The organism is Halomonas sp. SSL-5 (assembly GCF_030708455.1).
Taxonomy (GTDB): domain Bacteria; phylum Pseudomonadota; class Gammaproteobacteria; order Pseudomonadales; family Halomonadaceae; genus Halomonas.
The window spans coordinates 1-24,614 of record NZ_JAUYWF010000017.1; the positions used below are offsets into that span (position 1 = coordinate 1).

General features: G+C 65.8%; 24 protein-coding genes. 8 read left to right on the forward strand and 16 right to left on the reverse strand.

From position 1 onward, the window contains the following. Together RAN53_RS16010 and RAN53_RS16015 are read left to right on the forward strand one after the other, a co-directional pair. Window positions 1-480, forward strand: a 480-nt coding sequence (locus RAN53_RS16010) for a TRAP transporter large permease subunit (protein WP_305797798.1), incomplete at its 5' end; no start/stop codon positions are given. A 156-nt stretch (window positions 481-636) separates the two neighbouring features. Continuing rightward, on the forward strand, window positions 637-1,041 hold the full coding sequence (locus RAN53_RS16015) for a hypothetical protein (RefSeq protein WP_305797799.1): 405 nt from the start codon (window positions 637-639) through the stop codon (window positions 1,039-1,041). Window positions 1,042-1,176: 135 nt separating this feature from the next. Here RAN53_RS16015 and paaZ read toward each other — a convergent pair whose 3' ends face one another. The 12 genes from paaZ to paaF all read right to left on the reverse strand — a co-directional run bounded on the left by paaZ (window position 1,177) and on the right by paaF (window position 13,305). After that, window positions 1,177-3,219: a phenylacetic acid degradation bifunctional protein PaaZ gene (gene paaZ / locus RAN53_RS16020; RefSeq protein WP_305797800.1), complete on the reverse strand. Its 2,043-nt coding sequence runs from the start codon at window positions 3,217-3,219 to the stop codon at window positions 1,177-1,179. A gap of 117 nt (window positions 3,220-3,336) precedes the next feature. Next, window positions 3,337-4,434, reverse strand: coding sequence for a 1,2-phenylacetyl-CoA epoxidase subunit PaaE (paaE, locus tag RAN53_RS16025; protein WP_305797801.1), 1,098 nt, complete (start codon window positions 4,432-4,434; stop codon window positions 3,337-3,339). A gap of 8 nt (window positions 4,435-4,442) precedes the next feature. Continuing rightward, window positions 4,443-4,982, reverse strand: coding sequence for a 1,2-phenylacetyl-CoA epoxidase subunit PaaD (gene paaD / locus RAN53_RS16030; protein ID WP_305797802.1), 540 nt, complete (start codon window positions 4,980-4,982; stop codon window positions 4,443-4,445). A 21-nt stretch (window positions 4,983-5,003) separates the two neighbouring features. Continuing rightward, complete coding sequence (gene paaC, locus RAN53_RS16035; protein WP_305797803.1) at window positions 5,004-5,768, reverse strand: 1,2-phenylacetyl-CoA epoxidase subunit PaaC; 765 nt, start codon at window positions 5,766-5,768, stop codon at window positions 5,004-5,006. A 19-nt stretch (window positions 5,769-5,787) separates the two neighbouring features. Then, window positions 5,788-6,075: a 1,2-phenylacetyl-CoA epoxidase subunit PaaB gene (gene paaB, locus RAN53_RS16040; protein WP_305797804.1), complete on the reverse strand. Its 288-nt coding sequence runs from the start codon at window positions 6,073-6,075 to the stop codon at window positions 5,788-5,790. A gap of 12 nt (window positions 6,076-6,087) precedes the next feature. Further along, window positions 6,088-7,044 (reverse strand): 1,2-phenylacetyl-CoA epoxidase subunit PaaA, encoded by a 957-nt coding sequence (gene paaA / locus RAN53_RS16045; RefSeq protein ID WP_414842995.1) that lies wholly within the window; start codon window positions 7,042-7,044, stop codon window positions 6,088-6,090. Window positions 7,045-7,174: 130 nt separating this feature from the next. Further along, on the reverse strand, window positions 7,175-8,488 hold the full coding sequence (paaK, locus tag RAN53_RS16050; protein ID WP_305797806.1) for a phenylacetate--CoA ligase PaaK: 1,314 nt from the start codon (window positions 8,486-8,488) through the stop codon (window positions 7,175-7,177). A gap of 43 nt (window positions 8,489-8,531) precedes the next feature. Beyond that, window positions 8,532-9,737, reverse strand: a complete 1,206-nt coding sequence (gene pcaF / locus RAN53_RS16055; RefSeq protein ID WP_305797807.1) for a 3-oxoadipyl-CoA thiolase — start codon at window positions 9,735-9,737, stop codon at window positions 8,532-8,534. After that, window positions 9,734-10,201, reverse strand: a complete 468-nt coding sequence (paaI, locus tag RAN53_RS16060; protein ID WP_305797808.1) for a hydroxyphenylacetyl-CoA thioesterase PaaI — start codon at window positions 10,199-10,201, stop codon at window positions 9,734-9,736. The genes pcaF and paaI overlap by 4 nt, the downstream gene beginning before the upstream one ends. After that, window positions 10,194-11,723: a 3-hydroxyacyl-CoA dehydrogenase PaaH gene (gene paaH, locus RAN53_RS16065; RefSeq protein WP_305797809.1), complete on the reverse strand. Its 1,530-nt coding sequence runs from the start codon at window positions 11,721-11,723 to the stop codon at window positions 10,194-10,196. Before paaH ends, paaI begins: the two co-directional genes overlap by 8 nt. A 1-nt stretch (window position 11,724) precedes the next feature. Beyond that, on the reverse strand, window positions 11,725-12,516 hold the full coding sequence (paaG, locus tag RAN53_RS16070; RefSeq protein ID WP_305797810.1) for a 2-(1,2-epoxy-1,2-dihydrophenyl)acetyl-CoA isomerase PaaG: 792 nt from the start codon (window positions 12,514-12,516) through the stop codon (window positions 11,725-11,727). A gap of 15 nt (window positions 12,517-12,531) precedes the next feature. Further along, window positions 12,532-13,305 carry a 2,3-dehydroadipyl-CoA hydratase PaaF gene (paaF, locus tag RAN53_RS16075; RefSeq protein ID WP_305797811.1) on the reverse strand — a complete coding sequence of 258 codons (774 nt, stop codon included), beginning with the start codon at window positions 13,303-13,305 and terminating at the stop codon, window positions 12,532-12,534. A 391-nt stretch (window positions 13,306-13,696) separates the two neighbouring features. Between paaF and paaN the strand changes: the two genes are divergently transcribed. Further along, on the forward strand, window positions 13,697-15,373 hold the full coding sequence (paaN, locus tag RAN53_RS16080) for a phenylacetic acid degradation protein PaaN (RefSeq protein WP_305797812.1): 1,677 nt from the start codon (window positions 13,697-13,699) through the stop codon (window positions 15,371-15,373). A gap of 112 nt (window positions 15,374-15,485) precedes the next feature. Continuing rightward, on the forward strand, window positions 15,486-16,106 hold the full coding sequence (paaY, locus tag RAN53_RS16085; RefSeq protein ID WP_305797813.1) for a phenylacetic acid degradation protein PaaY: 621 nt from the start codon (window positions 15,486-15,488) through the stop codon (window positions 16,104-16,106). Window positions 16,107-16,200: 94 nt separating this feature from the next. On the opposite strand, the gene paaX is transcribed toward paaY, so the two are convergent. The 4 genes from paaX to serA form a co-directional block, all read right to left on the reverse strand. Further along, window positions 16,201-17,130, reverse strand: a complete 930-nt coding sequence (gene paaX, locus RAN53_RS16090) for a phenylacetic acid degradation operon negative regulatory protein PaaX (protein WP_305797814.1) — start codon at window positions 17,128-17,130, stop codon at window positions 16,201-16,203. A gap of 102 nt (window positions 17,131-17,232) precedes the next feature. Then, window positions 17,233-18,078 (reverse strand): IclR family transcriptional regulator, encoded by an 846-nt coding sequence (locus tag RAN53_RS16095; protein ID WP_305797815.1) that lies wholly within the window; start codon window positions 18,076-18,078, stop codon window positions 17,233-17,235. A 129-nt stretch (window positions 18,079-18,207) separates the two neighbouring features. After that, entirely contained in the window at window positions 18,208-18,996 is a 789-nt protein-coding gene (locus RAN53_RS16100; protein WP_305797816.1) for an enoyl-CoA hydratase, read from the reverse strand. A gap of 171 nt (window positions 18,997-19,167) precedes the next feature. After that, on the reverse strand, window positions 19,168-20,418 hold the full coding sequence (gene serA, locus RAN53_RS16105; protein ID WP_305797817.1) for a phosphoglycerate dehydrogenase: 1,251 nt from the start codon (window positions 20,416-20,418) through the stop codon (window positions 19,168-19,170). 251 nt (window positions 20,419-20,669) lie between these two features. Between serA and xseB the strand changes: the two genes are divergently transcribed. The 4 genes from xseB to djlA are packed head-to-tail and all read left to right on the forward strand — an operon-like array spanning window position 20,670 to window position 24,594. Further along, window positions 20,670-20,960 carry an exodeoxyribonuclease VII small subunit gene (xseB, locus tag RAN53_RS16110; RefSeq protein WP_305797818.1) on the forward strand — a complete coding sequence of 97 codons (291 nt, stop codon included), beginning with the start codon at window positions 20,670-20,672 and terminating at the stop codon, window positions 20,958-20,960. Next, a complete protein-coding gene (locus RAN53_RS16115; protein ID WP_305797819.1) occupies window positions 20,950-21,834 on the forward strand; it encodes a farnesyl diphosphate synthase in 885 nt (294 codons plus the stop codon). The genes xseB and RAN53_RS16115 overlap by 11 nt, the downstream gene beginning before the upstream one ends. Window positions 21,835-21,850: 16 nt before the next feature. After that, complete coding sequence (dxs, locus tag RAN53_RS16120; RefSeq protein ID WP_305797820.1) at window positions 21,851-23,827, forward strand: 1-deoxy-D-xylulose-5-phosphate synthase; 1,977 nt, start codon at window positions 21,851-21,853, stop codon at window positions 23,825-23,827. Then, window positions 23,827-24,594 carry a co-chaperone DjlA gene (gene djlA, locus RAN53_RS16125; RefSeq protein WP_305797821.1) on the forward strand — a complete coding sequence of 256 codons (768 nt, stop codon included), beginning with the start codon at window positions 23,827-23,829 and terminating at the stop codon, window positions 24,592-24,594. Before dxs ends, djlA begins: the two co-directional genes overlap by 1 nt. The last annotated feature ends 20 nt before the right edge of the window (window positions 24,595-24,614 follow it).

The following is a 24,614-nucleotide window of genomic DNA, read 5'->3' on the forward strand; positions in this document are numbered from 1 at the left end:
CTGATGGACACGGTGCGCACCACGGCGATGCTGTTTGCGGTGGTGTTGACGGCACTGATCTTCGCCAACTTCATCAATATGGCGGGGCTGCCCAATGACCTGCTCGCCCTGGTCAGTGGCCTGAACGTGGCACCCTTCGTGGTGATCCTGGTGATCATCGCCATCTATGTGGTGCTGGGCTGCGTGTTCGAGAGCATGTCGATGATGCTGCTGACGGTGCCGGTGTTCTTCCCGGTGGTGGCCGGCCTGGGCTACGACCTGGTGTGGTTCGGCATCCTGGTGGTGATCGTGATCGAGATCAGTCTGATCACACCGCCGGTGGGGATGAACGTCTTCGTGCTGCGGGCGGTGTTGCCGGATGTGGCGACGGGGACGATCTTCCGCGGGGTGACGCCGTTCTGGGTGGCGGGCACGATCCGCGCCCTGCTGGTGCTGCTGCTCCCCGGTATCGTGCTCTTCCTGCCCGACTTGCTCTACTAGGAAGCGTCCAGAGTCATAAAGCGACACGGTTTGTTTTTCTGATAGATGCTTTTTGTATCAATAAGCACCCTGATTTGACCTCGGTCAAATCAGGGTGCTCTTCGTTGGGCTACCCTGAAAGCGTGCAGTAAGCGACACCCAATGAGGAGATCAAAAATGGAAAGAATGGCCGATTATATTCAGGGCGAACGCGTGGTTCGTGAGCTTCGTCGCCACGCTCCGGAGGCGCTGGAAGAGCTGGCCCAGGACCTGGAACAGCCGCTGAGCATGCCGCTGGAAAGGGCAGTGGCAAGGACGCTCGATGACCGCCGGGTACCCGACTTCCAGGCCGCCGAGGTGTTGATGCCGGTGATGATGAAGACCTTCGAGGTGGGCCCGGCCGCCATTGCGGAGGAGGATCTGGCGTCACTGGAGTCTGTCTGCAACCGCTGCGAGGTGGTGGGACACTGCTGGAAGGCGATGCGTCGCGGTGCCGATGCCGAGGCTTGCCGTGGCTTCTGTCCCAACGCCAGCCGCTTCATGGCGCATGGCGCCGCAGGGAAGGAGTCGGTGACGGCATGAGCGGTATGACACGCTGCCTGGCCAGCGGTTAACGCAGCGGCTTGCCAGGCGCGTCGAATAGTGAAGGATGAAGCGAGTGATGGGTTCCAGGCGGGGCGTATCGCGCCACCGCCTGGAGGGGAGTGCAGCGCAGGTTTACTGGCGCTTCGCCACCAGCGTCAGGATGTCATAGCTGGCTACCAGCTCGTCGTTCTGGTTGGTGACATCCACATCCCATACGACCACGCCCTGAGGATGCCCCTCGGGGGAGGTTCGGCCCTGGTCGATCTTGCGCTTGCAGGTCAGGCGAGCACGGATGGTATCGCCGGCGATCACGGGGGTGATGAAACGCAGGGTGTCGATGCCGTAGTTGGCCAGTACGGGGCCTTCGCCGGCATAGACGAACAGGCCGGCGGCGGCGGAGAGCACGAAGTAGCCGTGGGCGATGCGCTGGCCGAACTGGGTCTCCTTGGCGGCGATGGCGTCGAAGTGCATGTAGAAGTGGTCGCCGGAGAGGCAGCCGAAGTTGACGATGTCAGCCTCGGTGACGGTGCGCCGATGGGTCAGCAGGGATTCTCCCACCTGCAGATCGTCGAAGTGACGGCGGAAGGGGTGGATATCGTTCTCGATCACCGTAGCGCCACGCACATATTCCCGGGTCACCGCGGCCACCATGGTGGGTGAACCCTGGATGGCAGTGCGCTGCAGGTAGTGGTGAACGGAGCGGATACCGCCGAGTTCTTCGCCGCCCCCGGCGCGTCCCGGGCCGCCATGCTTGAGCATGGGCAGCGGGGAGCCGTGGCCGGTGGATTCCTTTGATGCTTCGGCGTTCAGGATCTGCAGGCGACCGTGCTGCGCAGCCAGTACCGGGATCATCTCGGCGGCGATGGCCGGATCCTTGGTGGTGAGCGTGGTGACCAGGCTGCCCTTGCCCTTGGCGGCGATGGCCAGGGCCTCGTCGATGCCGTTGTAGGGCATCAGGGTGGCTACCGGACCGAAGGCCTCGATGTCGTGGGCGCCGCCGTCGTTCAGCGGGTTGCGGCTGACCAGCAGATGAGGCGCGATAAAGGCGCCATTCTCCACGCCTTCGCCCATGGGGCGCAGGCCTTCGGCTCGGCCGTACGCGCATTCGCTGGTTTCCAGCAGGCGATCGATGGCGGCCGTGACGTCTCTCAGCTGCTCATGGGAGGCGAGAGCGCCCATGCGGACGCCGTCAGCGGCGGGGTTGCCGAAGGCGATCTTGCTCAGTCGCTGTTTGAGGCGTTCAGCCAGGGCGTCCAGATGCTCGGCCGGCACCAGCACCCGGCGTATGGCGGTACACTTCTGGCCGGCCTTGGCGGTCATCTCCTTCGCCACTTCCTTGGCGAAGATATCGAACTCGTCGTCTTCCGGGGTGACATCCGGTGCCATGATGGCGCTGTTGAGGGAGTCCGCCTCGGCGTTGAAGGGGATGCTCCTGGCCATGATGTTGGGGTGGCTCTTGAGCTTCAGGGCGGTGCTGGCAGAGCCGGTGAAGGTGACGAAATCCTGCTCCTCCAGCCGATCCAGCAGGTCGCCGGTGCCGCCGATGATCAGCTGCAGGGCGCCTTCGGGAAGCAGGCCCGAATCGTTGATGACGCGCACAGCGGCCTCGGTGAGGTAGCTGGTGGCCGTGGCGGGCTTGAAGATGCATGGCATGCCCGCCAGGAAGGCAGGCGCGAACTTCTCCAGCATGCCCCAGATGGGAAAGTTGAAGGCGTTGATGTGCACGGAGACACCACGGCGAGGCACCAGGATATGTGTGCCGTTGAAGTGGTTTTCCTTGCCCAGCTGGGTGACTGGTCCCTCATGAGCCACGTTCCCGGAAGGCAGTTCCTTGCGGCCTGTGGAGGCGTAGGTGAACAGGGTGCCGAAGCCGCCGTCGATGTCGATCCAGGAGTCGGCCTTGGTGCAACCGGTGTGATAAGAGGTCGCGTAGAGCTCATCCTTGCGGCCCTGTATGTAAGCAGCCAACTCCTTGAGGATGGCGGCGCGCTGTTGGAAATCAAGCGCAAGGAGATTCTTCACCCCGGTGGAGCGGGCGTATTCTACGGCTTCAGCGAAGTCGATGGTTTCCCCATGTGTATGCGCAACGGTATCACCGTTGATGGCGCTGGGCAGTGCCTTGGCTGGCGTTTCTCCCAGCCACTTTCCGGCAATGTAACTCTGTAGGACTGACATTAGGCGTTCTCCCGGTAATAAGTGTAGGTCGGTGACGATCTTGCGTCGTCACCGTGACCAGAGCGTGGCGTGGAGTGGAGTGAGCGTATCGAGGGATTAGGGTGGCTCAGCCGATCATCAGCGCTGATCGAAGTCGAGGGTCACTTCATCGGTGAGAGGGTGAGCCTGGCAGCTGAGCACATAGCCCGCCTCGATTTCGTGCTTCTCGAGGCCGTGGGTCACATCCATGTCCACTTCGCCCACTACCAGCTTGCACTTGCAGGTGGAGCAGACGCCGGCCTTGCAGGAGTAGGGAAGGTCCATGCCGTTGGCGATGCCTGCATCCAGGATGTTCTCGCCTACTGTGGCCAGATCGAACATCACGGAGCGGCCATCCGCGACCACGGTCACCTTGCTGCTCTTCTCCTCGCCATACTCCGCGATGCGCTGCTGCGCCTTCTCGAGCATCTTCTCGGAGTCCGCGGCTGAGTTGGCGAACAGCTCATAATGGATCTGCTCATTGCTCAGGCCCTCGAGGCGAAAGCCATGCGAGACCTCCGCCATCATGGCCTCGGGGCCGCAGATAAAGGCTTCATCGGTGTTCTTGATATCAATCAGGCCACTCTTCTGAAGTTCGTAGCCCTTCTTGTTGTCGATCTTGCCGTTGAGAAGGTCAGCACCCTGGTCTTCGTAGTTCATGATGTTGAGCCACTGGAAGCGGTCCATGTGGCGATTCTTTACGAAGCTCAGCTCATCCTTGAACATGACAGAGTTGCTGCGGCGGTTGCCGTAGATCAGCGTCACCTTGCTGTTGGGCTCCGTGTCGAGAACGGATTTCACGATCGAAAGGACCGGTGTGATCCCGGAGCCTGCGGCAATGCACATGTACTGCTTGGCATTGTTTTCGTCCAGCTGGGTATAGAAGCTGCCCTGTGGCGGCATGACATCGATTTCCATGCCGCGCTTGAAATGGTCATTGGCATAGTTGGAGAAGCGACCATTCTTGACGCGCTTTATGCCGACGCGCATATGGCCATCCTTGACGCCGGAACAGATGGAGTAGGAGCGGCGAACCTCCTCGCCATCAATCCTGGTTCGCAGTGTCAGGAACTGCCCCTGAATGAAGTCGAAGGTTTCCTTCAGCTCCTCGGGAATGTCGAAAGTCACGCGGATAGCGGTGTCCGTCTCCGGCTGGACGTCGGCGATTCTCAGCGTATAGAAGTTCGTGTCTGACATCACGTAGCCTATATTGTCTTGAAATAATCGAAGGTCTCCTTGCATGACTGGCACTGAAACAGCGCCTTGCATGCGGTGGAGCCAAATTCACTGAGGAGCCGTGTATCACGCGAGCCGCAGCGTGGGCAAAGTGCCTGCGATTCGGAGCTCAAGCCCTCCTCGGAGGCCTCGACATCCTCCGGGGGAGCGATGCCGTAATTACGTAGCTTGCGGCGCCCTTCGGAGGACATCCACTCGGAGCTCCAGGCCGGTGATAGTTTTACCTTTACCTCGAGATGCTTATATCCCTTGGCGTACAGGGCGGCCTCGATATCTTCGGTAATGGTGTTTATTGCCGGGCAGCCAGAATACGTCGGTGTGATGGTGACGATGATGTGATCACCCCGGCGATGGATATCGCGCAATATTCCGAGGTCCCAGATGCTAAGGGCCGGAATTTCGGGATCCTTGACGTCATCGAGCAAGTCCCAGAGCTCTTTTACTTCGGAAGTATTACGCTGCTGTAACCGGTGGTACTCTGCCTCCGGCATCAACGAGATTTCGCTCATGATCCATTACCAACCTTGCGCTTACCACTGGCAACCAGGGTAGGAGCGGTGTACGAATTGCATTTCTGTCAGCACATGGCCAAGGTTCTCGGTGTGATAACCGATACGGCCACCACGCACTGCCCAACCGTCTTCCGGAACGCTCAGAGTGGCTTCCGAGAGGATAGCGCTGACGTGCTTCAGCCACGCTTCGCGAAGCTGGGTGGTATCGACGCCGATGCCGTTATCGGCCAGCAGCTTCTCGGTCTCGTCCATATCGAACAGCTCATGGGTATAGCCCCAGAGGCTGTCGACGGCGGCCTGTGCACGATGATGGCTTTCTTCGGTGCCATCACCCAGGCGCAACACCCAGTCACGGCTGCGCCGCAGGTGATAGCGGGTTTCCTTGATCGCCTTGGCGGCGATGGCTGCCAGGGTGTCATCCTTGGAATTTACCAGTTCCGGCAGCAGAAGGTTGTAGTAGATATCGATGAAAAGTTGCCGAACCTGAGAGTAGGCGAAATCGCCTCGCGGCATCTCCATCAGCAGCAGGTTCTGATACTGGCGGTCGTCGCGCATGTAGGCGAAATCGTCTTCCGTTCGACCATCGTTGGCCAGCTCCGCCGCATAGCCATAGAACATGCGAGCGCGGCCAATGTAGTCCAGCGCCACGTTGGCATAGGCGATGTCCTCTTCCAGGAAGGGTCCACGACTGACCCACTCTGAAATACGGTGACCGAGGACGACGGCATCATCGCCCAGGCGGGTTGCATATTCCTGCGTCGCTGCCTTGATGTTGTCACTCATCACGCGTTCTCCTCAGAAGTTACATGTTGTTGACGGCATCGGGGAGTTCGTAATAAGTGGCGTGCCGATACGGTTTGTCGTCGTTGGGATCGAAGAAATCTTCCGCATCATCTTCCTGAGACGCGCAGATATCCGATGACTTGACCACCCAGATGCTGACGCCCTCGCTGCGCCGTGTATAGACATCGCGAGCGTACTCCAGCGCCTGGGCATGGTCTTCGGAATGCAGGCTTCCGACATGTTTGTGATCGAGGCCGCGCTTCGAGCGAATAAAGACCTCGAAGAGTTCCAGGGCATTGTCTTGCATGATGTTGTCTCCTTAGGCGGCTTCAGACTTGTTGGCCTGCTTCTTGGCGTTGTAGGCAGCGAGGGCTTCCCTCACCCAGGCCCCTTCTTCATGGGCCTTGATATGGTGCTCGAGGCGCTGGCGATTGCAGTGGCCATTGCCGTTGATGACGTTCTGGAACTCTTCCCAGTCGATCTCGCCGCTGTCGTAATGACCGCGCTCTTCGTTCCACTTGAGATCCTTGTCGGGATGCTCGAGTCCCAGAAACTCGATCTGTGACGCCGTCTGGTCGATGAACTTCTGGCGGAGGTCATCGTTGGTCTCGCGCTTGATTTTCCACTCCATGGACTTCGCGGAGTGTGCCGACTCGGAGTCGTGCGGACCGAACATCATCAGCGCCGGCCAGTAGAAGCGGTTCAGGGCGTCCTGGGCCATGGCCTTCTGCTCGGGGCTGCCATTGACCAGGGAGAGCATGATGTCGTAGCCCTGGCGCTGGTGGAAACTCTCTTCCTTGCAGATGCGAATCATGCCGCGTGAATAGGGGCCATAGGAGGTGCGCTGCAGGGAGACCTGGTTGACGATGGCGGCCCCATCGACCAACCAGCCGATGGCACCCATGTCGGCCCAGGTCAACGCTGGGTAGTTGAAGATGGAGGCGTACTTGGCCTGGCCACTCTGCAGCGCTTCGATCAACTCCTCACGGGTGATGCCCAGGGTTTCCGCGGCACTGTAGAGGTAGAGCCCATGCCCCGCCTCGTCCTGAATCTTCGATAACAGGATCGCCTTGCGGCGCAGAGAGGGCGCGCGGGTCAGGAAGTTGCCTTCGGGCTGCATGCCGATGACTTCCGAGTGGGCGTGCTGAGAAATCTGGCGAATCAGGTTCTTGCGATATTTCTCGGGCATCCAGTCCTTGGGCTCGATCTTCTCTTCCGCCTTGATCTTGTCCATAAACTGCTGTTCTTGACGAGAAAGCTGCTGTTCAGTGGACATCGTCACACCTCCAGTCCAGTGATGGATTGAGCCGATCCTGTCGTGGCTGCTTGATCGCAGCATAGCAGACCGGCTTCAAAAGCGACACGGAAAATGATGTTATACTTCAGTTGGTGTGTCACCAAATGGGTTAGCGCAGATCCTTGACGCGCTTCGCCTTGCCCACCGAGCGCATCACCTCCTCCACGCCACACACATCGATCTTGGTGCTGATACCCACATAGGTCTTGATGGCGTGCTGCAGTTGCTTGCCCAGCTGTTCGCAGGTCACCAGGTCCCGGGCAACGTCGTTGCTGCACGCCTCGACCCGCACAAGCACCATATCCATGTTGCCCTGGCGTGTTACTTCGATCTCGTAGTGGGGGGAGAGCTGCTCGATCTTGAGCAGTTGCTCCTCGATCTGGGTCGGGAAGACGTTGACCCCACGGATGATCAGCATGTCGTCGCTGCGCCCGGTGATCTTGTCGATGCGGCGCATGGGGCGCGCGGTGCCCGGCAGCAGGCGGGTGAGGTCGCGGGTGCGGTAGCGGATGACCGGCAGCGCCTCCTTGGTGAGGGTGGTGAATACCAGCTCACCGTATTCGCCGTCCGGGAGCAGTTCGCCGCTGACCGGGTCGATGATCTCGGGATAGAAGTGGTCTTCCCAGATGGTCGGGCCGTCCTTTGTCTCCAGACACTCCATGCCGACGCCCGGTCCCATCACCTCGGAGAGGCCATAGATGTCCAGGGCATCGATGCCCAGGCGCTTCTCCAGAGAGAGGCGCATATCGTTGGTCCAGGGCTCTGCACCGAAGATGCCGGTACGCAGAGGCAGTTCACGTGGATCGATGCCCTGCCGCTCCATCTCATCGGCGATATTGAGCATGTAGGAGGGGGTGACCATGATGATGTCCGGCTCGAAGTCTCGGATCAGCTGGACCTGCTTCTCGGTCTGACCGCCGGACATGGGGATGACGGCGCAACCCAGGCGCTCGGCGCCGTAGTGGGCGCCCAGGCCACCGGTGAACAGGCCGTAGCCGTAGGCCACATGCACCTTGTCGTTACGGCTGCCGCCGGCAGCGCGGATCGAGCGGGCCACCACGTCGGCCCAGGTGTCGATGTCGTTCTGTGTGTAGCCGACGACGGTGGGCTGGCCGGTGGTACCGCTGGAGGCGTGGATGCGCACGATCTCGCTCATCGGCGTGGCATACATGCCGAAGGGGTAGTTGTTGCGCAGGTCGGCTTTAGTCGTGAAGGGCAGCTTGCCCAGGTCCTCGAGGCTTTTGACATCCTCGGGGTGGACGCCGGCTTGATCGAAGGACTGCCGGTAGTGGGGCACATTCTCGTAGGCGTGCTTCAGGCTCCACTGCAGGCGCTTGAGCTGGGTGGCGCGCAGCTCGTCGATGCTGGCGGTCTCCAGGTGGTCGAGCTTGGCGGTGTCGATGGGGGTTACGCGCTGGTTCATGGTATCTCGTCTCCGGTCGCAGGGGTTGTTGTAATGCGCGCTATCAGAGGCGCTCAATGATCAGGGCGATACCCTGACCCACGCCGATACACATGGTGCACAGCGCGTAGCGACCCTGCCGGCGTTCCAGCTCGTGCAGGGCGGTGGTCACCAGGCGGGCGCCGCTCATGCCGAGCGGGTGGCCCAGGGCGATGGCGCCGCCGTTGGGGTTGATGTGCTCGGCATCGTCGGGGAGGCCGAGGTCGCGGGTCACGGCCAGTGCCTGGGCGGCGAAGGCCTCGTTGAGCTCGATCACGTCCATCTGTTCGAGGGTCAGGCCGGTTTGCGCCAGCACCTTGCGGGTTGCAGGGGCCGGGCCGAAGCCCATGATGCGTGGCTCGACGCCGGCGGTGGCCATGCCGACCACCCGGGCGCGGGGCTTGAGGCCGAATTGCGCGGCCTGCTCCGGCGAGGCCAGCAGCAGGGCGCAGGCACCATCGTTTACGCCCGAGGCGTTGCCGGCGGTAACGCTGCCGCCTTCACGGAAGGGGGTGGGCAGCTTTGCCAGTTGCTCCAGGGTGGTCGAGGCGCGGGGGTGCTCGTCGGTATCGACCACCAGCGGTGCCTGCTTGCGGCGCGGCACTTCGACGGGAACGATCTCCTCCGCCAGGCGACCGGCTTCCATCGCCGCGGCGGTGCGCTGCTGGCTGCGCAGGGCGAAGGCGTCCTGATCCTCTCGGGAGATCCCGAACTGAGCGGCAACGTTCTCGGCGGTCTCCGGCATGGAGTCGATGCCGAACTGCGCCTTCATCTGGCGATTGACGAAGCGCCACCCGATGGTGGTGTCGTGGATCTCGGCGCTGCGCGAGAAGGCCTGCTCGGCCTTGTTCATCACGAAGGGGGCGCGGGACATGGACTCGACGCCGCCGGCGATCATCAGGCCCGCCTCGCCGGCCTTGATGGTGCGGGCGGCATTGCCGATGGCGTCCATGCCGGAACCGCACAGGCGGTTCAGCGTAGTGCCCGGCACTTCCACGGGGAGGCCTGCCAATAGCGCCGACATGCGCGCCACGTTGCGGTTGTCCTCACCGGCCTGGTTGGCGCAGCCGTAGAAGAGGTCGTCCACCTGGGACCAATCCACCGAAGGGTTGCGTTCCATCAAGGCTCGCATGGGAACGGCGCCCAGATCGTCGGCGCGCACCGGGGATAGTACGCCGCCGTAGCGGCCGATGGGGGTGCGAATGGCATCTATGATCAGTGCATCTTTCATGCTTGGCCCTCTGCGGTAGTCTCTTCCTGGCGACGAACGGTGCCGCGGATCTTGTAGGAGCGGCCCCTGAACAGGGCTACCTCGTGACCGTGCTGGTTGCGCACGGTGATGTCGTAGATGCCGGTGCGGCCTCGGCGGCTGCGCTCCTCGGCGGTGGCGGTCAGCACGTCGCCCAGCTGGCCCGGTCCCAGATAATCGATGCTGCAGCCCGAGGCCACGGTGGCCTCGTCATAAGTATTGCAGGCGAAGGCGAAGGCGGAGTCCGCCAGGGCGAAGATGAAGCCGCCGTGGCAGTTGCCGTGCCCCTGCACCATGTCCTCGCGTACGCTCATGGAGAGCACGGCGCGGCCTGGAGCCACGCTCTCGATGCGCATGCCCAGCCCCTGGCTGGCATGGTCGCGGGAGAACATGGCGTCGGCGCAGGCCTCGGCCAGCTGCTGGGGGCTCAGCTCGGATTCAGACATGGAAGGGCTCCTCGGCCAGGGCCTTGCGGCGCAGCAGGAAGGAGGCGCGATAGCGCTCCTCGCCGTAGCTCTGCTGCAGGTGGCTCAGGGTGCGGTGGACGAAGGCCAGGCCCAGTGCGTCGGCCCAGGCCAGCGGCCCGCGGGGGTAGTTGAGGCCGGCCTGCATGGCCCGGTCGCCGTCAGCGGCGCTGCAGACCCCCTGCAGCACGGCGTCGGCGGCCTCGTTGGCCAGCATGGCCACGCTACGCAGCACCACCAGGCCCGGGGTGTCGGTGAGCCAGGCGGCGTCCAGCCCCAGGCGCTGGAAGAGCGCCGTGGCCTGGGTGCGGGCCTCGGCGTCGACGCCGGGGCTCGCCGCCAGGGCGATGGCGTCGGCGTTCGCGTAGTCCAGGCAGAGGTCGAAGAGCACCAGGGCCTCGAGGCCTTCATCGCGGGCGCGTTCCGTGGCGCAGCGGCCGTCGCTCAACGCCAGGGTCAGGCCGCCCAGGCGCAGGCGTGCTTCGCCCGAGATGCTCTCCCGGCGCACCACCTCGAGACCGGCGGCCTCGGCGCGGGCCACCAGCGGTGCGATGGTCCCGAGCTGGCCTTCGGCCACCAGGGGGGGCAGGGAGGCCTCGACGGCGGGGGCGAAGTCGGGTGCGTCGGGCTCGGCGTCGTCTCGATAATCATAGAAGCCCTGGCCACTCTTGCGGCCCAGTCGGCCGGCCTCGACCAGCGCCTGCTGCACCAGCGAGGGCTCGAATCGGGTATCGCCGTAGTAGGCATCGAATACCGAGCGGGTCACGGCATAGTTGACGTCATGGCCGATCAGGTCCATCAGCTCGAAGGGGCCCATGCGAAAGCCGCCGGCCTGGCGCAGCAGGGCGTCCAGGGTGGCGGGGGTAGCGGCGCCCTCCTGCATCAGGCGCAGCCCCTCGGCGTAGAAGGGGCGGGCGACGCGGTTGACGATGAAACCCGGCGTGGAGCTGGCGTGGACCGGCACCTTGCCCCAGGCCGCGGCGGTGGCATAGAGGGTCTCGGCGACCTCGCTGTCGGTGGCCAGGCCCGAGATCACCTCGACCAGCTTCATCACCGGCGCCGGGTTGAAGAAGTGCAGGCCGGCGACGCGTTCGGGGCGTTCGAGGTCGGCGGCGATGGAGGTGATGGAGAGCGATGAGGTGTTGCTGGTCAGCAGGGTGTCGGGGCCGCAGAGGGCCTCCAGCTCGGCGAAGACACCGCGCTTGACCTGAAGGTTCTCGACGATGGCCTCCACCACCAGGCGGCTGTCGGCCAGCTCGGCGAGGGTGGCGGCCGGCGTCATCCTCGCGATGATGGCCTCGACTTCCTCCTGGGCCATCTTGCCCCTGGCCACGCGCTTCTCTAGTTGGCGGCGCACGCCGTCGATGCCGGCCTGGGCGGCGCCGTCGCGGTTGTCGTAGAGACGCACCGGGTGGCCGGCCTGGGCAGCCACCTGGGCGATGCCGGCGCCCATGGCGCCGGCGCCGATCACGGCGATGATGTCGCTGGTTGCAAGGGCTGGCATGTCACTCCCCCTTGAAGCTGGGCTGGCGTTTGTCCATGAAGGCGGCCACGCCCTCGCGATAGTCGTCGGTGCGGCCGGCCAGGCGCTGCAGGTCGCGCTCCAGGTCGAGCTGGGCATCGAAAGTGTTGTCGGCGCTGGCGTGCAGGGCGCGCTTGATCAGTGCCAGGCCGCGCGTCGGCTGGTTGGCCAGGTGGCGGGCCAGGGTCAGCGCCTCGTCCTGCAGGGACTCGTCGTCTACTACCTTCCAGATCATGCCCCACTGCTCGGCCTGCTCGGCGCTGAGCTTGTCGCCCAGCATGGCCAGTCCCTTGGCGCGGGCCATGCCCACCAGGCGCGGCAGGCTCCAGGTGCCGCCGGAGTCCGGCACCAGGCCGATCTTGCAGAACGCCTGGATGAAACTGGCCGAGCGGGCCGCCAGCACGATGTCGCAGGCCATGGCGATATTGGCGCCGGCACCGGCGGCCACACCGTTCACCGCACAGATGACGGGAAACGGCAGGTCCCTGATGGTGCGCAGCATGGGGTTGTAGCGCTTCTCAAGGGACTCGCCCAGGTCCGGCGCCTCGGCCCCGGGGGCCACGTTGCGGTCGGAGAGGTCCTGGCCGGCGCAAAAACCGCGGCCGTTGCCGGTCAGCAGCAGGGCTCGGACGCTGTTGTCCTGACGTGCGGCCTTGAGCGCATGGCGCATCTCGGCGTGCAGCTCGGCATTGAAGCTGTTGAGGTTGTCGGGGCGGTTCAGCGTGATGCGGGCGACGCCGTCTTCCACGGAATAGAGCAGGGGCGCTTCACTCATGATCGATTTCCTGTGTCATTGCCCGTTGAAGGTGGCGGGGCGTTTTTCCTGGAAGGCACGGATGCCCTCCTCTCGGTCCTGGGTGCCGGCCAGCAGCGTGAAGGCGTGGCGCTCGAAGCGCAGGCCGGTGGCCAGGTCGGTGTCCTCGGCCTTGTGCAGGGCCTCCCGGGCCAGGCGCACGGCGAGCGGCGCCTTGGTGGCGATGGTTTCGGCTACGACCAGGGCGCGCTCCACGGTCAGCTCGGGCTGGGTGATCTCGCTCACCAGGCCGGCTTCCATGGCGCGACGGGCACTGATCGGCTCACCGGTGAGCACCATCTGGGTGGCCAGCGCCTTGCCCACGGCGCGCACCAGGCGCTGAGTGCCGCCGGCGCCGGGCATGATGCCCAGGTTGATCTCGGGCTGTCCGAAGCGGGCATCCTCGCCGGCAATCAGGATGTCGGCGTGCATGGCGAGCTCGCAGCCGCCGCCCAGGCAGAAGCCGTTGATCGCGGCGACGATGGGCTTGTTGAAGCGGGCGATGGTGGCCCAGTGGCGCTGGCGGGGGTCTTCCAGCATGCCCACCAGGTCGCGCTCGGCCATTTCCTTGATGTCGGCACCGGCGGCGAAGGCGCGCCGGCTGCCGCTGATCACCACGGCGCGTACCTCGGCGTCGTCCAGGGCGGCGGTCAGGGTCTCGGCCAGCTCACCAAGGAGGGCCGTATTGAGGGCATTAAGCGCCTCGGGGCGGTGCAGGGTGATGTGCAGCACTCCGCGCCGGGGCCCTTCGATGATCAGGTGGTTTGGCATGGTCTCCTCGCTTCTGGCGTGGCGTTGCGGCGACAGGGTGGCCGGGTCTTGGTCTGGGGCGAGTATAGGTTTTTTTTGATACGCATCAAATTGGAGAGTTGGTATATAGTGTATCGTTTGTCGCGCCTTTGGCGGTTAAAACTGAAGATTTTCAGTAGTTTGCAACAAAATCACGGCGGTCGAACGGGTGGGGTTATACCATGGTCGAAACTCGTCGCAAGTGACCTTGGATTATTATTTAACTAATTGATATTGATCTAGAATTTTCAATTTTTCGTCGAGTGTTGAAAACGGCCGGAAGCGGGTCGATGTTTGATGTTTTGTTACGCTATGGGTAGTTTAATCTGATTAAATCGTATCGGATGCAGCCTCCCGCTGCGCAGGAGCCAGCATGTCACAGCAAGCCCAGCAGTTGTTCGACCGTCATCGCGAGACCCTCGACCGGGCCGTCGAGGCCATCGCCACCCGCGAGTTCTGGACGCCCTACCCGGAGAGCATCAAGCAGTATCCGGAAGAGGCGGTGAAGGGAGCGCCGGGGCGCTTCGAGGCGCTCCTCAAGCGGCATTTCTCTCTCAAGGTCCCGAGCGTGGCCGGCCAGGTCGGGAGTGAGGTCTCGCCCTATGGCTTCGAGCTGGGGGTGACCTACGACCAGCCCGAGCAGGATGCGCTGATCGCGGCCATGCGGGCGGCGCTGCCCGCCTGGCGCGACGCCGGCGCCGAGGCGCGAGTGGGTGTCTGTCTGGAGATCCTGGCGCGCCTGAATGCCATGAGCCCGGAGATCGCCCAGGCGGTGAGCCACACCAGCGGCCAGGGGCCGCTGATGGCCTTCCAGGCCGGTGGCCCCCACGCCCAGGATCGCGGTCTCGAGGCCGTGACCTACGCCTGGCAGGCGATGTCAGGGGTGCCGGCCACGGCCAGGTGGGTCAAGCCCCAGGGCAAGCGTGACCCCCTGGTGATGGAGAAACGCTTCCATATCGTGCCCCGCGGCATTTCCCTGGTGGTGGCCTGCTCCACCTTCCCCACCTGGAACACCTATCCGGGGCTGTTCGCCAGCCTGGCCACCGGCAACCCGGTGCTCCTCAAGCCTCACCCGGGCGCCATCCTGCCGCTGGCGATGACCACGCGCGTCGCCCAGGAGGTGCTCGAGGAGGCCGGCTTCGACCCCTGCCTGGTGAGCCTGATGCCCGACAGCGCCGAGGCCCCGGTGGCCAAGGCGCTGGCCCTGGATCCGGCCGTCAAGCTGATCGACTTCACCGGCTCGAGCGCCTTCGGCGAGTGGCTGGAGCGCAACGCCACCCAGGCCCGGGTCTTTACCGAGAAGGCCGGTATCAACACCGTCATCATCGACAGCGTCGAGCGGATCGAGCCGGTGGCCCAGAACCTGGCCTTCAGCCTGAGCCTCTACTCCGGCCAGATGTGCACGACCCCCCAGGCCATCTACGTCCCCCGTGGCGGTATCCAGACGGCAGAGGGCTGGCTCTCCTTCGACGAGGTGGCCGGTGCCTTGGCCAGGGCCGTCGAGGCATTCCTCGCCGATAATGAGCGTGCCTGTACCGTGCTGGGCGCCATCCAGTCCCCGGCCACCGCCGCTCGCATCGAGGAGTGTCGCGGCCTGGGCGAGGTACTGCTGGACAGCGAGCGTCGCCAGCATGCCCAGTACCCCGAGGCGCGTATCCATACGCCGCTGCTGCTCAAGGTGGATGCCAGCCAGCGCGACGCCTTCAGCGAGGAGCGCTTCGGCCCGATCGGTTTCTTGATCGCCACCGACAGCACCGCGCACAGCATCGAGCTGGCCGGTGAGGTGATCGGCGGGCAGGGCGCCATCACCTTCGGCGCCTATACCACCGATGATGAGGTCGCCGAGCGGTTCGAGGAGCTGGCCATGGAGGTGGCGGTCCCGCTATCGCTCAATCTGGACGGTGGTATCCTGGTCAACCAGTCCGCCGCCTTCAGCGACTTCCATGCGACCGGAGGCAATCCGGCGGCCAACGCCTCGCTGTGCGACCAGGCCTTCGTGACGCCCCGCTTCGTGGTGGTGCAGAGCCGCCGCCATGGTCAGCCGACCTGATCCAGCCGAGCTTATTCAGCAGAACTCATTCAGCAGAACTCATTCAGCAGAACTCATTCAGCAGAACTCATTCAGCCGAGCTTATTCAGCAGAACTAAGGGGGGAGAGAACCATGCCCTGCTATCGACTCGAGGGGGTGACCCCTGTGGTGCATCCTTCCGCCTATGTCCACCCCACGGCGGTTCTGATCGGCGATGTCATCGTCGGCCCCGGCTGCTATGTGGGGCCCGGTGCGGTGATGCGCGGCGACTTCGGCCAGCTGGTGCTGGAGGAGGGCGCCAACCTGCAGGATACCTGCGTGATGCATGGCTTTCCTGGCTGTGTCACGCGGGTGGAGAAGAATGGCCATATCGGGCATGGCGCCGTACTGCATGGCTGCGTGGTGGGTCAGGATGCCATGGTCGGCATGAACGCCGTGGTGATGGACTACGCCGTGATCGGCGCACGCTCCATCGTCGCCGCGGCGGCCTTCGTCAAGACCGGCTTCGAGTGTCCGCCCCAGTCGCTGGTGATGGGAGCGCCGGCCAAGGTGAAACGGGAGCTGAGCGAGCAGGAAGTGGCCTGGAAGCAGCAGGGCACCCGTGAGTATCAGCGCCTGACCGAGCGCTGCCGGGACAGCCTGGAACCCTGCGAGCCGCTGGCCGAGTTGGACGCCGACCGTCCCCGGCTGAGTGCTGGTGATACCCAGCCCAAGCAGCAGACCCTGAGCCAGGAGGGCCAGGGCCGGTCCTGAGGGATGAGAAAGTGGGCAGATGGCGCATCCGGCTGTCTGCCCTGACGCAAGCGCCCCCTGCCATCGGCAGGGGGCGCTTGCGTGTGGCTGGCCGTTACTGCTCCAGCCCGCCGAAGCGCCGGTAGAAGCTGGGACCGGGAGCGGGCAGGGGCCCCTCGGCGGTCTCCAGGTGGCGATCCAGCCAGTTTTCGGCGCGATGGTGGATCATGCGGTAGATGTTGCGGCAGAGCTGGTGGGCGTTGCGGCCCTCCCAGGCGGTGGGGAGCAGTTCGTCGGGGAGCTGCGGGTCGCGCAGCTGGACACGCCGGTACTCGTGGATCAGCAGGGTGCGAGCGATGAAGCAGGCCTCCTCGTCGAGGTGGTTCTCCTCGTTGAGAGCCTTCCACAGGGGGCGAAACAGTGTCAGGAAGCGTTGATAGTGCCCGGCCAGCTCGTCGAGGTTCCAGCTCTCGCGGACCTGCAGGCGCAGCGGCCGGCTGGCCAGGGGTTCCAGGGCCTCGGTGCGCATGACGATGGCCTCCTCCGCGGCGTCCAGCTCCTGCAGGACGGCAAGCGTCTCCCTGCGGCTCAGGGTGGGATGGGCGAGCAGCCCGTTGGCGAAGTGCCCGAACCCGAGCCACTCCAGCTCTTCCCGGACCTTCTGTCGGCGCAAGACCTCCAGCTGGCTGAGCAACACCAGGGTCCACTGGCCCGACCAGGGGGGCTGGGTGCCGTGGTAGACGCGCTTGAAGGCCTGCTCGAAGCGGCGCCTGCCTGGGCCGCTGAGGCTGTAGTAGCTTCGCCGCCCGACCTTCTCGCCCTGCAGCCAGGTTTCCCGGGTCAGGCGATAGACCGAGGTGCGCACCAGCCGCTCGTTGATGCCGATCGGCTCCACCAGCTTCGAGATGCTGCCCAGCCAGACGGTGCCGCCGCGGGGCACGATGGCATCGCCGTAGAGGGTGATGATCAGCGAACCGGCGCGTATCGGGCGGCGCTGCTGGAACTCATCGACGAGGGCATTGACGCATTCGATGGCCTGGGGCATGGGTAATAGCGGTTCCGAGATGGCCAGAGGCAGTGGAGTGTGGGGCGCGCCGGCTAGGGCGAGCGCACCGCTTCATGATACCGATTTGTCGGCATCATGTAACTATTTTGAATCAGGTTTCCAGGCGTGCCCGGGAACAGTGCCCCCCAGCCGGGCGGTGATCTCGGCGGCGGTGTCGCGTACCAGGGCGCCCAGCTCCAGCAGGCGCGCCTCGGGGATGCGTGCCACCGGGCCGGAGACCGAGATGGCGGCCAGCGGAGTGCCGTGCTCGTCGTGGAGGCAGGCGGCCACGCAGTGCAAGCCGATGGCGTGCTCCTCGCGGTCGCAGGCGAAGCCCTGGCGGCGGATCTCGGCGAGCCCCGCGCGCAGCGACTCGGGGGTGTGCAGGGTGTTCTCGGTGACTCGTGCGAGGCCCTGCTCGGCGAGGATGCGTTCCAGCTCGTCGTCGGGGAGCCATGCCATCAGCGCCTTGCCCACGCCCGAGGCGTGCAGCGGGGCCCGGGAGCCGAGTCGGGTGATCATGCGCATCATCTGCGGCGACTCGCTCTGGGCCAGGAACACCGCGGTGCCGTCGTCGCGGATGCCGAGATTGGCGGTCTCGCCGGTCGCGGCGGTGAGGCGGCGCAGGAAGGGGCGGCTGGTGCCCACGAAGTCGCGGGCCTCGAGGAAGCTGTTGCCGATGCGGAAGGTCTTGACGTCGATCTTCCAGACGCCGAGCTCGCCGTCCTGGGTGACGAAGCCCTGGCTCTGCAGCGCCTGCAGCAGGCGGTGGGTCGTCGAGGGGGCCAGGTCGGCCTGCTCGGCGAGCTCGGAGAGGGCCAGGCCGCCGGGGTGTCCGGCGAGACGCTCCAGCAGGTTGAGGCCGCGCACCAGCGACTGGCTGTGGCCACCGCTGGCCTTGCCTGATCCCGCGGGGCGTCCCGCCGTCCTGCGCTTGACTTCACTCACCCGGTGACTCCTTATGCCTTGGCTTCGCCGGCACAGGATACCCTGTCGGGGCGCGCCTGTCGCGTCTGCGGAAATCGCTTCCATTAACCCGTTTGCGCAGCGCTTGCCGTGCTCAGCGGTCCTTCCCCCTCAACGGTCTTTCCATACGGGGCGGCGCTTCTCGATGAAGGCATCGATCCCCTCGGCGACGTCCTCGGCCAGCATGTTGCCCGCCATCACCTCGCCGGCGAAGGCGTAGGCTTCGTCCAGGGGCATGCGCAGTTGGCGTTGGAACATCGCCTTGCCGGTACGCACCGCCACCGCGCTCTTGGCGCAGATGCTGGCGGCGAGCTCGGCCACCGCCGCGTCGAGGGCCTCGTCGTCGGCCACCCGGTTGACCAGCCCCCAGTCCCGGGCGGTGTCGGCATCGATGAACTCTCCCGTGAAGAGCATCTCCATGGCGCGCTTGCGGGCCACGTTGCGCGACAGTGCCACCGCCGGGGTGGAGCAGAACAGCCCGGCGTTGATGCCGGAGACGGCGAAGCGCGCCGAGCGCGCCGCTACCGCCAGGTCGCAGCTGGCCACCAGCTGGCAGCCGGCGGCGGTGGCGATGCCCTGGATGCGGGCGATCACCGGCACCGGCAGCTCGACGATGGCCTGCATGACCCGTCCGCAGCGGGCGAAGAGTTCCTGGAAGTAGTCGCGGTCGTCGTCGTGGGCGCGCATCTGCTTGAGGTCGTGGCCGGCACAGAAGGCGCGCCCCTCGGCGGCGATCACCACGCAGCGCACGCTGCCGTCGTCCGCCAGGCGCTCGAGCTCGGCGCCCAGCGCCTCGAGCATCTCCTCGGAGAGGGCGTTGAAGCTGGCCGCGCGGTTGAGGGTCAGGGTGGTCACGCCGCCCTCGTCAAGGCGCTTAACCGGTGGGGTCGTCTCGCTCATCGAGGTCTCCTCGTTGTTGTTCAGGCCCTGTCTCGTTGATGTGACAGCCTAGCGCGCCAGGCCTCCCCCGCGCACTGCGACCAAGGGGGAGCTCGCCCTGCCGGCTCCCGAACGCAAGCCGCCGCGTCGGAGAGACGCGGCGGCTGTGATTACTGCAGCGGGGTGGCGGGATCAGGCGTCCTGGCCGCCGTCGGAGTAGAGCACTCGCACCTTGAGGGTGTGTGCCACCTGGCGCAGGGCGTCCAGCGCCTGGGGGCCGTAGGCCTTGTCGACGTCGATCACCACGTAGCCGACCTTCTCGTTGGTCTGCAGGTACTGGCCGGCGATGTTGATGCCGTTCTCGGAGAGTACCCGGTTGATCTCGGAGAGCACACCAGGCACGTTGTCGTGGATATGCAGCAGGCGGTGCTTGTCCGGGTGTGCCGGCAGGGCGACCTCGGGGAAGTTGACCGAGGTGACGGTGGTGCCGTTGTCGGAGTAGGTCGCCAGCTTCTCGGAGACCTCGATGCCGATGTTCTCCTGGGCCTCCAGGGTGGAGCCGCCGATGTGCGGGGTCAGGATGACGTTGTCCAGGCCGCGCAGCGGGCTCTCGAACTCCTCGTCGTTGCCCTTGGGCTCCACCGGGAAGACGTCCACCGCGGCGCCGTTGAGGCGTCCCTCGCGGATCGCCTCGGCCAGGGGCTCGATCACCACCACGCTGCCGCGGGAGGCGTTGATCAGGATGGCCCCCGGCTTCATGCTCGCGATCTGCTCGGCGCCGATCATCCAGCGTGTCGACGGCAGGTCGGGGACGTGGAGGCTGACCACGTCGGCCTTCCCCAGCAGCTCGTCGAGGCTGCCGACCTGGCGGGCGTTACCCATGCCCAGCTTGGCGATCACGTCATAATAGATGACGTCGAAGCCCAGCGACTCGGCGAGCACCGAGAGTTGCGAGCCGATGCTGCCGTAGCCGACGATTCCTAGGGTCTTGCTGCGGGCCTCGTGGGAGTTCTTGGCGCTCTTCAGCCAGCCGCCCTGGTGGGCGCGGGCATTCTTCTCGGGGATGCCGCGCAGCAGCATGATGGCTTCGGCCAGCACCAGCTCGGCCACCGAGCGGGTATTGGAGTAGGGCGCGTTGAACACCGGGATGCCGCGGACCAGGGCGGCGTCGAGGTCGACCTGGTTGGTGCCGATGCAGAAACAGCCCACGGCCACCAGCTTCTCGGCGGCGGCGAACACCCGCTCGTTGAGCTGGGTCCGCGAGCGGATGCCGATGAAGTGGACGTCGCGAATCTTCTCGATCAGCGCGGCTTCATCCAGCGAGGTGGGCAGGTGCTCGATGTTCGAGTACCCGGCGTTGCGAAGATTGTCCACCGCGGTCTGGTGGATGCCCTCGAGCAGCAGGATCTTGATCTTGCTCTTGTCCAGGGACGTCTTTGCCATGGTCGAATCAACCCCTTCCGGCGCGAGCCGCATGCAGTGTCAGAAACTGGTGAGGCCACCATCTTATCACAGCGGAAAATGAGCCAGGATGAAAATGCTGCGCTGCTCATATGAGCCAGATGCAAGTTCAGGGCGTCGCGTCGGCCGGCAGGCGGCGGGGCAGACGCCCCCCGGGGGGGAGCGTGTATACTGTGCCCTTTGCATGATGTCTTTGAGACTATTTCTGACGATCTGGGGCGGTAAGGAGCAGCATGGCAGAGCGCAACGAGCGGTCCCGCGAGCCACAGGCCGATGATGCCGCGTCCGGGGACTTCGCCGCCACCGTCGAGCGGCTCGAGGGTCTAGTGGCGCGGCTGGAGTCCGGCGAGCTGTCGCTGGAGGACTCGCTGGCCGCCTTCGAGGAGGGGGTGCGGCTGACTCGTGATGCCCAGCGCCGCCTCGATGCGGCGGAGCTCAAGGTGCGCACCCTGACCGAGGGCACCCAGGGCGGCATCGAGCTCGAGCCCTTCGTGCCACCGTCGGAGGACGACGGTGAACGCTGAGACCCTGACGGCCGTGCTGGCCGCGGATCGTGCCCGGGTGGATGCCCGGCTGGAGGCGCTGTTCGTCGAGCGCGCCGCTCCCGCCCCGCGCCTCGAGGCGGCCATGCGTCACGGGGTGCTGGTGGGCGGCAAGCGGCTGCGCCCGCTGCTGGTGTACGCCTCCGGCCGCGCCCTGGGGGCCGAGGACGCCGCCCTCGACGCCCCGGCCATGGCCATCGAGCTGGTCCACGCCTATTCGCTGGTCCACGACGACCTGCCGGCCATGGACGACGACGACCTGCGCCGTGGCCAGCCCACCGTGCATCGCGCCTATGACGAGGCCACGGCGATCCTCGCCGGCGATGCGCTGCAGTCGCTGGCCTTCGAGGTGATTGCCCGCTCCCGGCACCCCCGCCTGGCGGCGAAGATCGCCAACCTGGCCGAGGCGGCCGGACGCGACGGCATGGTGGCAGGCCAGGCGCTGGATCTCGATGCCGTGGGCGGCCACCCCGATGTGGCGGCCCTGGCCACCATGCATGCGCACAAGACCGGGGCGCTGATTCGCGCCGCGGTGCGCCTGGGCGGATTGACCGCGGTGGCCGAGCACGACCCGCGCCTGGCCGCCCTGGACGCCTACGCCCGGGCCATCGGCCTGGCCTTCCAGATCCACGACGACGTACTCGATGTGATCGGTGACACCGCCATCCTGGGCAAGGCCTCGGGGGCCGACGCCGCCCGTGACAAGCCCACCTACCCGACCCTGCTGGGTCTCGAGGGGGCCCGCACCCGGGCGGCGAGTCTGGTCGAGGAGGCCGTCGCCGCCCTGGCGCCGCTGGGCGAGTCGGCCCGGCCGCTGGCGGCGCTGGCCCGATACATGATCGAGCGTGACCACTGACACGACAGATGCCTACATGAAGCTGTTCGATGACATTCCCGTCGAGCGTCCGGCCACGCCGCTGCTCGACACCCTGGACACCCCGGCGGCGCTGCGCGCCATGTCCACCGCGCAGCTGGCGCAGGTGGCCGACGAGCTGCGTGCCTACCTGCTCTACAGCGTGGGGGTCTCCGGGGGGCACTTCGGAGCCGGCCTCGGCGTCGTGGAGCTCACCGTGGCCCTGCACCAGGCGCTGGAGACCCCCTTCGACCGCCTGGTATGGGACGTCGGTCATCAGGCCTACCCCCACAAGATCCTCACCGGGCGCCGCGAGGCGATGCCCAATATCCGCCACCATGGCGGGCTGGCGGCCTTTCCGCGGCGTGCTGAGTCGGAGTACGACACCTTCGGCGTGGGCCACTCCAGCACCTCGATCTCGGCGGCGCTGGGCATGGCACTGGCCGCCCGTACCCGTGGCGAGCAGCGGCGGGTGTGCGCGGTGATCGGCGACGGCGCCCTGACCGCGGGGATGGCCTTCGAGGCCCTGGCCCATGCCGGCCACGTCGATGCCAACCTGCTGGTGGTGCTCAACGACAACGAGATGTCGATCTCGGAGAATGTCGGCGGCATGGCCAGCTACCTGGCGCGCATCCTGACCAGCAAGCCCTATACCACCATGCGCGAGGGTGGCAAGAAGGTGCTCTCGCACCTGCCCGGGGCGCTGGAGCTGGCGCGGCGTACCGAGGAGCACATGAAGGGCATGGTCAGCCCGGCCACGCTGTTCGAGGAGATGGGCTTCAACTATATCGGTCCCATCGACGGTCACGACCTGCCGCTGCTGGTGCAGACCCTGCGCAACATGCGCGACCTGGAAGGGCCCCAGTTCCTCCACGTCAAGACCTGCAAGGGCAAGGGCTTCCTGCCCGCCGAGGCCGATCCCATCGGTTACCACGCGATCACGAAGCTGGAAAAGAATGAGCTGGAGAAGAACGGCGATACGCCGCCGCCGCTCAAGCCCACCGCCCCGCCGGTGAAGAAGCCCGCCGCCCCGAAGAAGAAGTACTGCAATGTCTTCGGCGACTGGCTGTGTGACATGGCCGCCACCGATGCGCGGCTGATCGGCATCACCCCGGCCATGCGCGAGGGCTCCGACCTGGTGCGCTTCTCCCGGGAGTATCCGCAGCGCTACTTCGACGTGGCCATCGCCGAGCAGCATGCGGTGACCCTGGCGGCGGGCATGGCCTGCGAGGACATGAAGCCGGTGGTGGCGATCTACTCCACCTTCCTGCAGCGCGGCTACGACCAGCTGATCCACGACGTGGCGGTGCAGGACCTGGACGTCACCTTCGCTATCGACCGCGCCGGCCTGGTGGGCGAGGACGGTCCCACTCACCACGGCAGCCTGGACCTCTCCTTCCTGCGCTGCGTGCCCGGCATGGTGGTGCTGGCGCCGGCCGACGAGGCGGAATGCCGCGCCATGCTGAGCGCCGCCTATCACCACCCCGGCCCCGCCGCGGTGCGCTATCCGCGGGGCACCGGGCCCGGCACCGAGATCCCCGCCCACCTGGAACCGGCCCCCATCGGGCAGGCGCAGGTGCGCCGCGAGAGCGGCGCCGAGGCGGGGCGGCGCATCGCCCTGCTGGCCTTCGGCAGCCTCAACACCCCGGCCGTCGAGGTGGCTGGGAGGCTCGATGCCAGCCACCTCAACATGCGCTCGGTGAAGCCCCTGGACCGCGAGGCGGTGTTGTCCGCGGCGGCCGACCATGACCTGCTGGTGACCCTGGAGGAGAATGTGATGGCTGGCGGTGCCGGCAGTGCGGTCAACGAGCTGCTGGCCGCCGAGGGCGTGCGGGTGGCGGTGCTCAACCTGGGTCTGCCCGACGCCTTCGTCGAGCACGGCAAGCCCGCCGAGCTGCTGGCCGAGTGCGGGCTGGACGTGGATGGCATCGAGGCGGCCATCCACCGCCGCCTGGCGGCCGCTGATGCCGCCGTCGCAAAAGAGGAGACTCGCTGATGTGGATCGTCGTCCTGATCGGTGCCGGCCTGGGCTTCATGATCGGTGGGCCGGTGGGCGGGCTCGTCGGTGGCGGACTCGGTTACTGGCTCGTCAAGCGCCTGCGCCGCAGCATGCTGGGCAAGCTGGCCGCGTCCCGCGTCCAGTTCCTCGAATCGACCTTCGCGGTCATGGGCTGCCTGTGCAAGGCGGATGGCCGGGTCAGCGAGGATGAACTGGAGGCCTCGCGCATCCTGTGGGATCGCCTGCGCCTGAACGAGGCCCAGCGCGCCCGGGCCCGGGCCGATTTCAACCGCGGCAAGGCGGCGGACTTCGACCTGGACGCCGAACTGGCCAAGATTCGTCATATTACGGCGCATCAGCCGGCGCTGCGCCAGGTGTTCCTGCAGGTGCAGCTGGCGGCGATCGCCGCCGACGGCCGGCTGCATCCCGCCGAACGGGAGATGCTGATGCGCGTGGTGCGTGGCCTGGGCTGCTCCGAGGCGGAGGTCGCCCAGGTCGAGGCCATGCTGCACGGCGGCGCCGAGCAGGTCGCGGGTGGTGCCTCCGGGGGGCTCACCCTGGCCGATGCCTACCGGGTGCTGGGGGTCGAGGAAGAGGCCAGCGATGCCGAGGTCAAGCGCGCCTATCGGCGTCTGATGAGCCAGAACCACCCCGACAAGCTGGCCGCCAAGGGCCTGCCCGAGAGCATGCGCGAGGTCGCCCGGGAGCGCACCAGCGAGATCGGCAACGCCTACGAGCGCATCCGCAAGGCCCGCGCCGCCTGACGCTGCCGTCAACCGTCGCG

Excerpts from the sequence above, each read along its gene's own strand:
- RAN53_RS16015 (WP_305797799.1), top strand. The coding sequence starts at position 637 with ATGGAAAGAATGGCCGATTATATTCAGGGCGAACGCGTGGTTCGTGAG.
- paaZ (WP_305797800.1), bottom strand. The coding sequence starts at position 3,219 with ATGTCAGTCCTACAGAGTTACATTGCCGGAAAGTGGCTGGGAGAAACG.
- paaE (WP_305797801.1), bottom strand. The coding sequence starts at position 4,434 with ATGTCAGACACGAACTTCTATACGCTGAGAATCGCCGACGTCCAGCCG.
- paaD (WP_305797802.1), bottom strand. The coding sequence starts at position 4,982 with ATGAGCGAAATCTCGTTGATGCCGGAGGCAGAGTACCACCGGTTACAG.
- paaC (WP_305797803.1), bottom strand. The coding sequence starts at position 5,768 with ATGAGTGACAACATCAAGGCAGCGACGCAGGAATATGCAACCCGCCTG.
- paaB (WP_305797804.1), bottom strand. The coding sequence starts at position 6,075 with ATGCAAGACAATGCCCTGGAACTCTTCGAGGTCTTTATTCGCTCGAAG.
- paaA (WP_414842995.1), bottom strand. The coding sequence starts at position 7,044 with ATGTCCACTGAACAGCAGCTTTCTCGTCAAGAACAGCAGTTTATGGAC.
- paaK (WP_305797806.1), bottom strand. The coding sequence starts at position 8,488 with ATGAACCAGCGCGTAACCCCCATCGACACCGCCAAGCTCGACCACCTG.
- pcaF (WP_305797807.1), bottom strand. The coding sequence starts at position 9,737 with ATGAAAGATGCACTGATCATAGATGCCATTCGCACCCCCATCGGCCGC.
- paaI (WP_305797808.1), bottom strand. The coding sequence starts at position 10,201 with ATGTCTGAATCCGAGCTGAGCCCCCAGCAGCTGGCCGAGGCCTGCGCC.
- paaH (WP_305797809.1), bottom strand. The coding sequence starts at position 11,723 with ATGCCAGCCCTTGCAACCAGCGACATCATCGCCGTGATCGGCGCCGGC.
- paaG (WP_305797810.1), bottom strand. The coding sequence starts at position 12,516 with ATGAGTGAAGCGCCCCTGCTCTATTCCGTGGAAGACGGCGTCGCCCGC.
- paaF (WP_305797811.1), bottom strand. The coding sequence starts at position 13,305 with ATGCCAAACCACCTGATCATCGAAGGGCCCCGGCGCGGAGTGCTGCAC.
- paaN (WP_305797812.1), top strand. The coding sequence starts at position 13,697 with ATGTCACAGCAAGCCCAGCAGTTGTTCGACCGTCATCGCGAGACCCTC.
- paaY (WP_305797813.1), top strand. The coding sequence starts at position 15,486 with ATGCCCTGCTATCGACTCGAGGGGGTGACCCCTGTGGTGCATCCTTCC.
- paaX (WP_305797814.1), bottom strand. The coding sequence starts at position 17,130 with ATGCCCCAGGCCATCGAATGCGTCAATGCCCTCGTCGATGAGTTCCAG.
- RAN53_RS16100 (WP_305797816.1), bottom strand. The coding sequence starts at position 18,996 with ATGAGCGAGACGACCCCACCGGTTAAGCGCCTTGACGAGGGCGGCGTG.
- serA (WP_305797817.1), bottom strand. The coding sequence starts at position 20,418 with ATGGCAAAGACGTCCCTGGACAAGAGCAAGATCAAGATCCTGCTGCTC.
- xseB (WP_305797818.1), top strand. The coding sequence starts at position 20,670 with ATGGCAGAGCGCAACGAGCGGTCCCGCGAGCCACAGGCCGATGATGCC.
- dxs (WP_305797820.1), top strand. The coding sequence starts at position 21,851 with ATGAAGCTGTTCGATGACATTCCCGTCGAGCGTCCGGCCACGCCGCTG.
- djlA (WP_305797821.1), top strand. The coding sequence starts at position 23,827 with ATGTGGATCGTCGTCCTGATCGGTGCCGGCCTGGGCTTCATGATCGGT.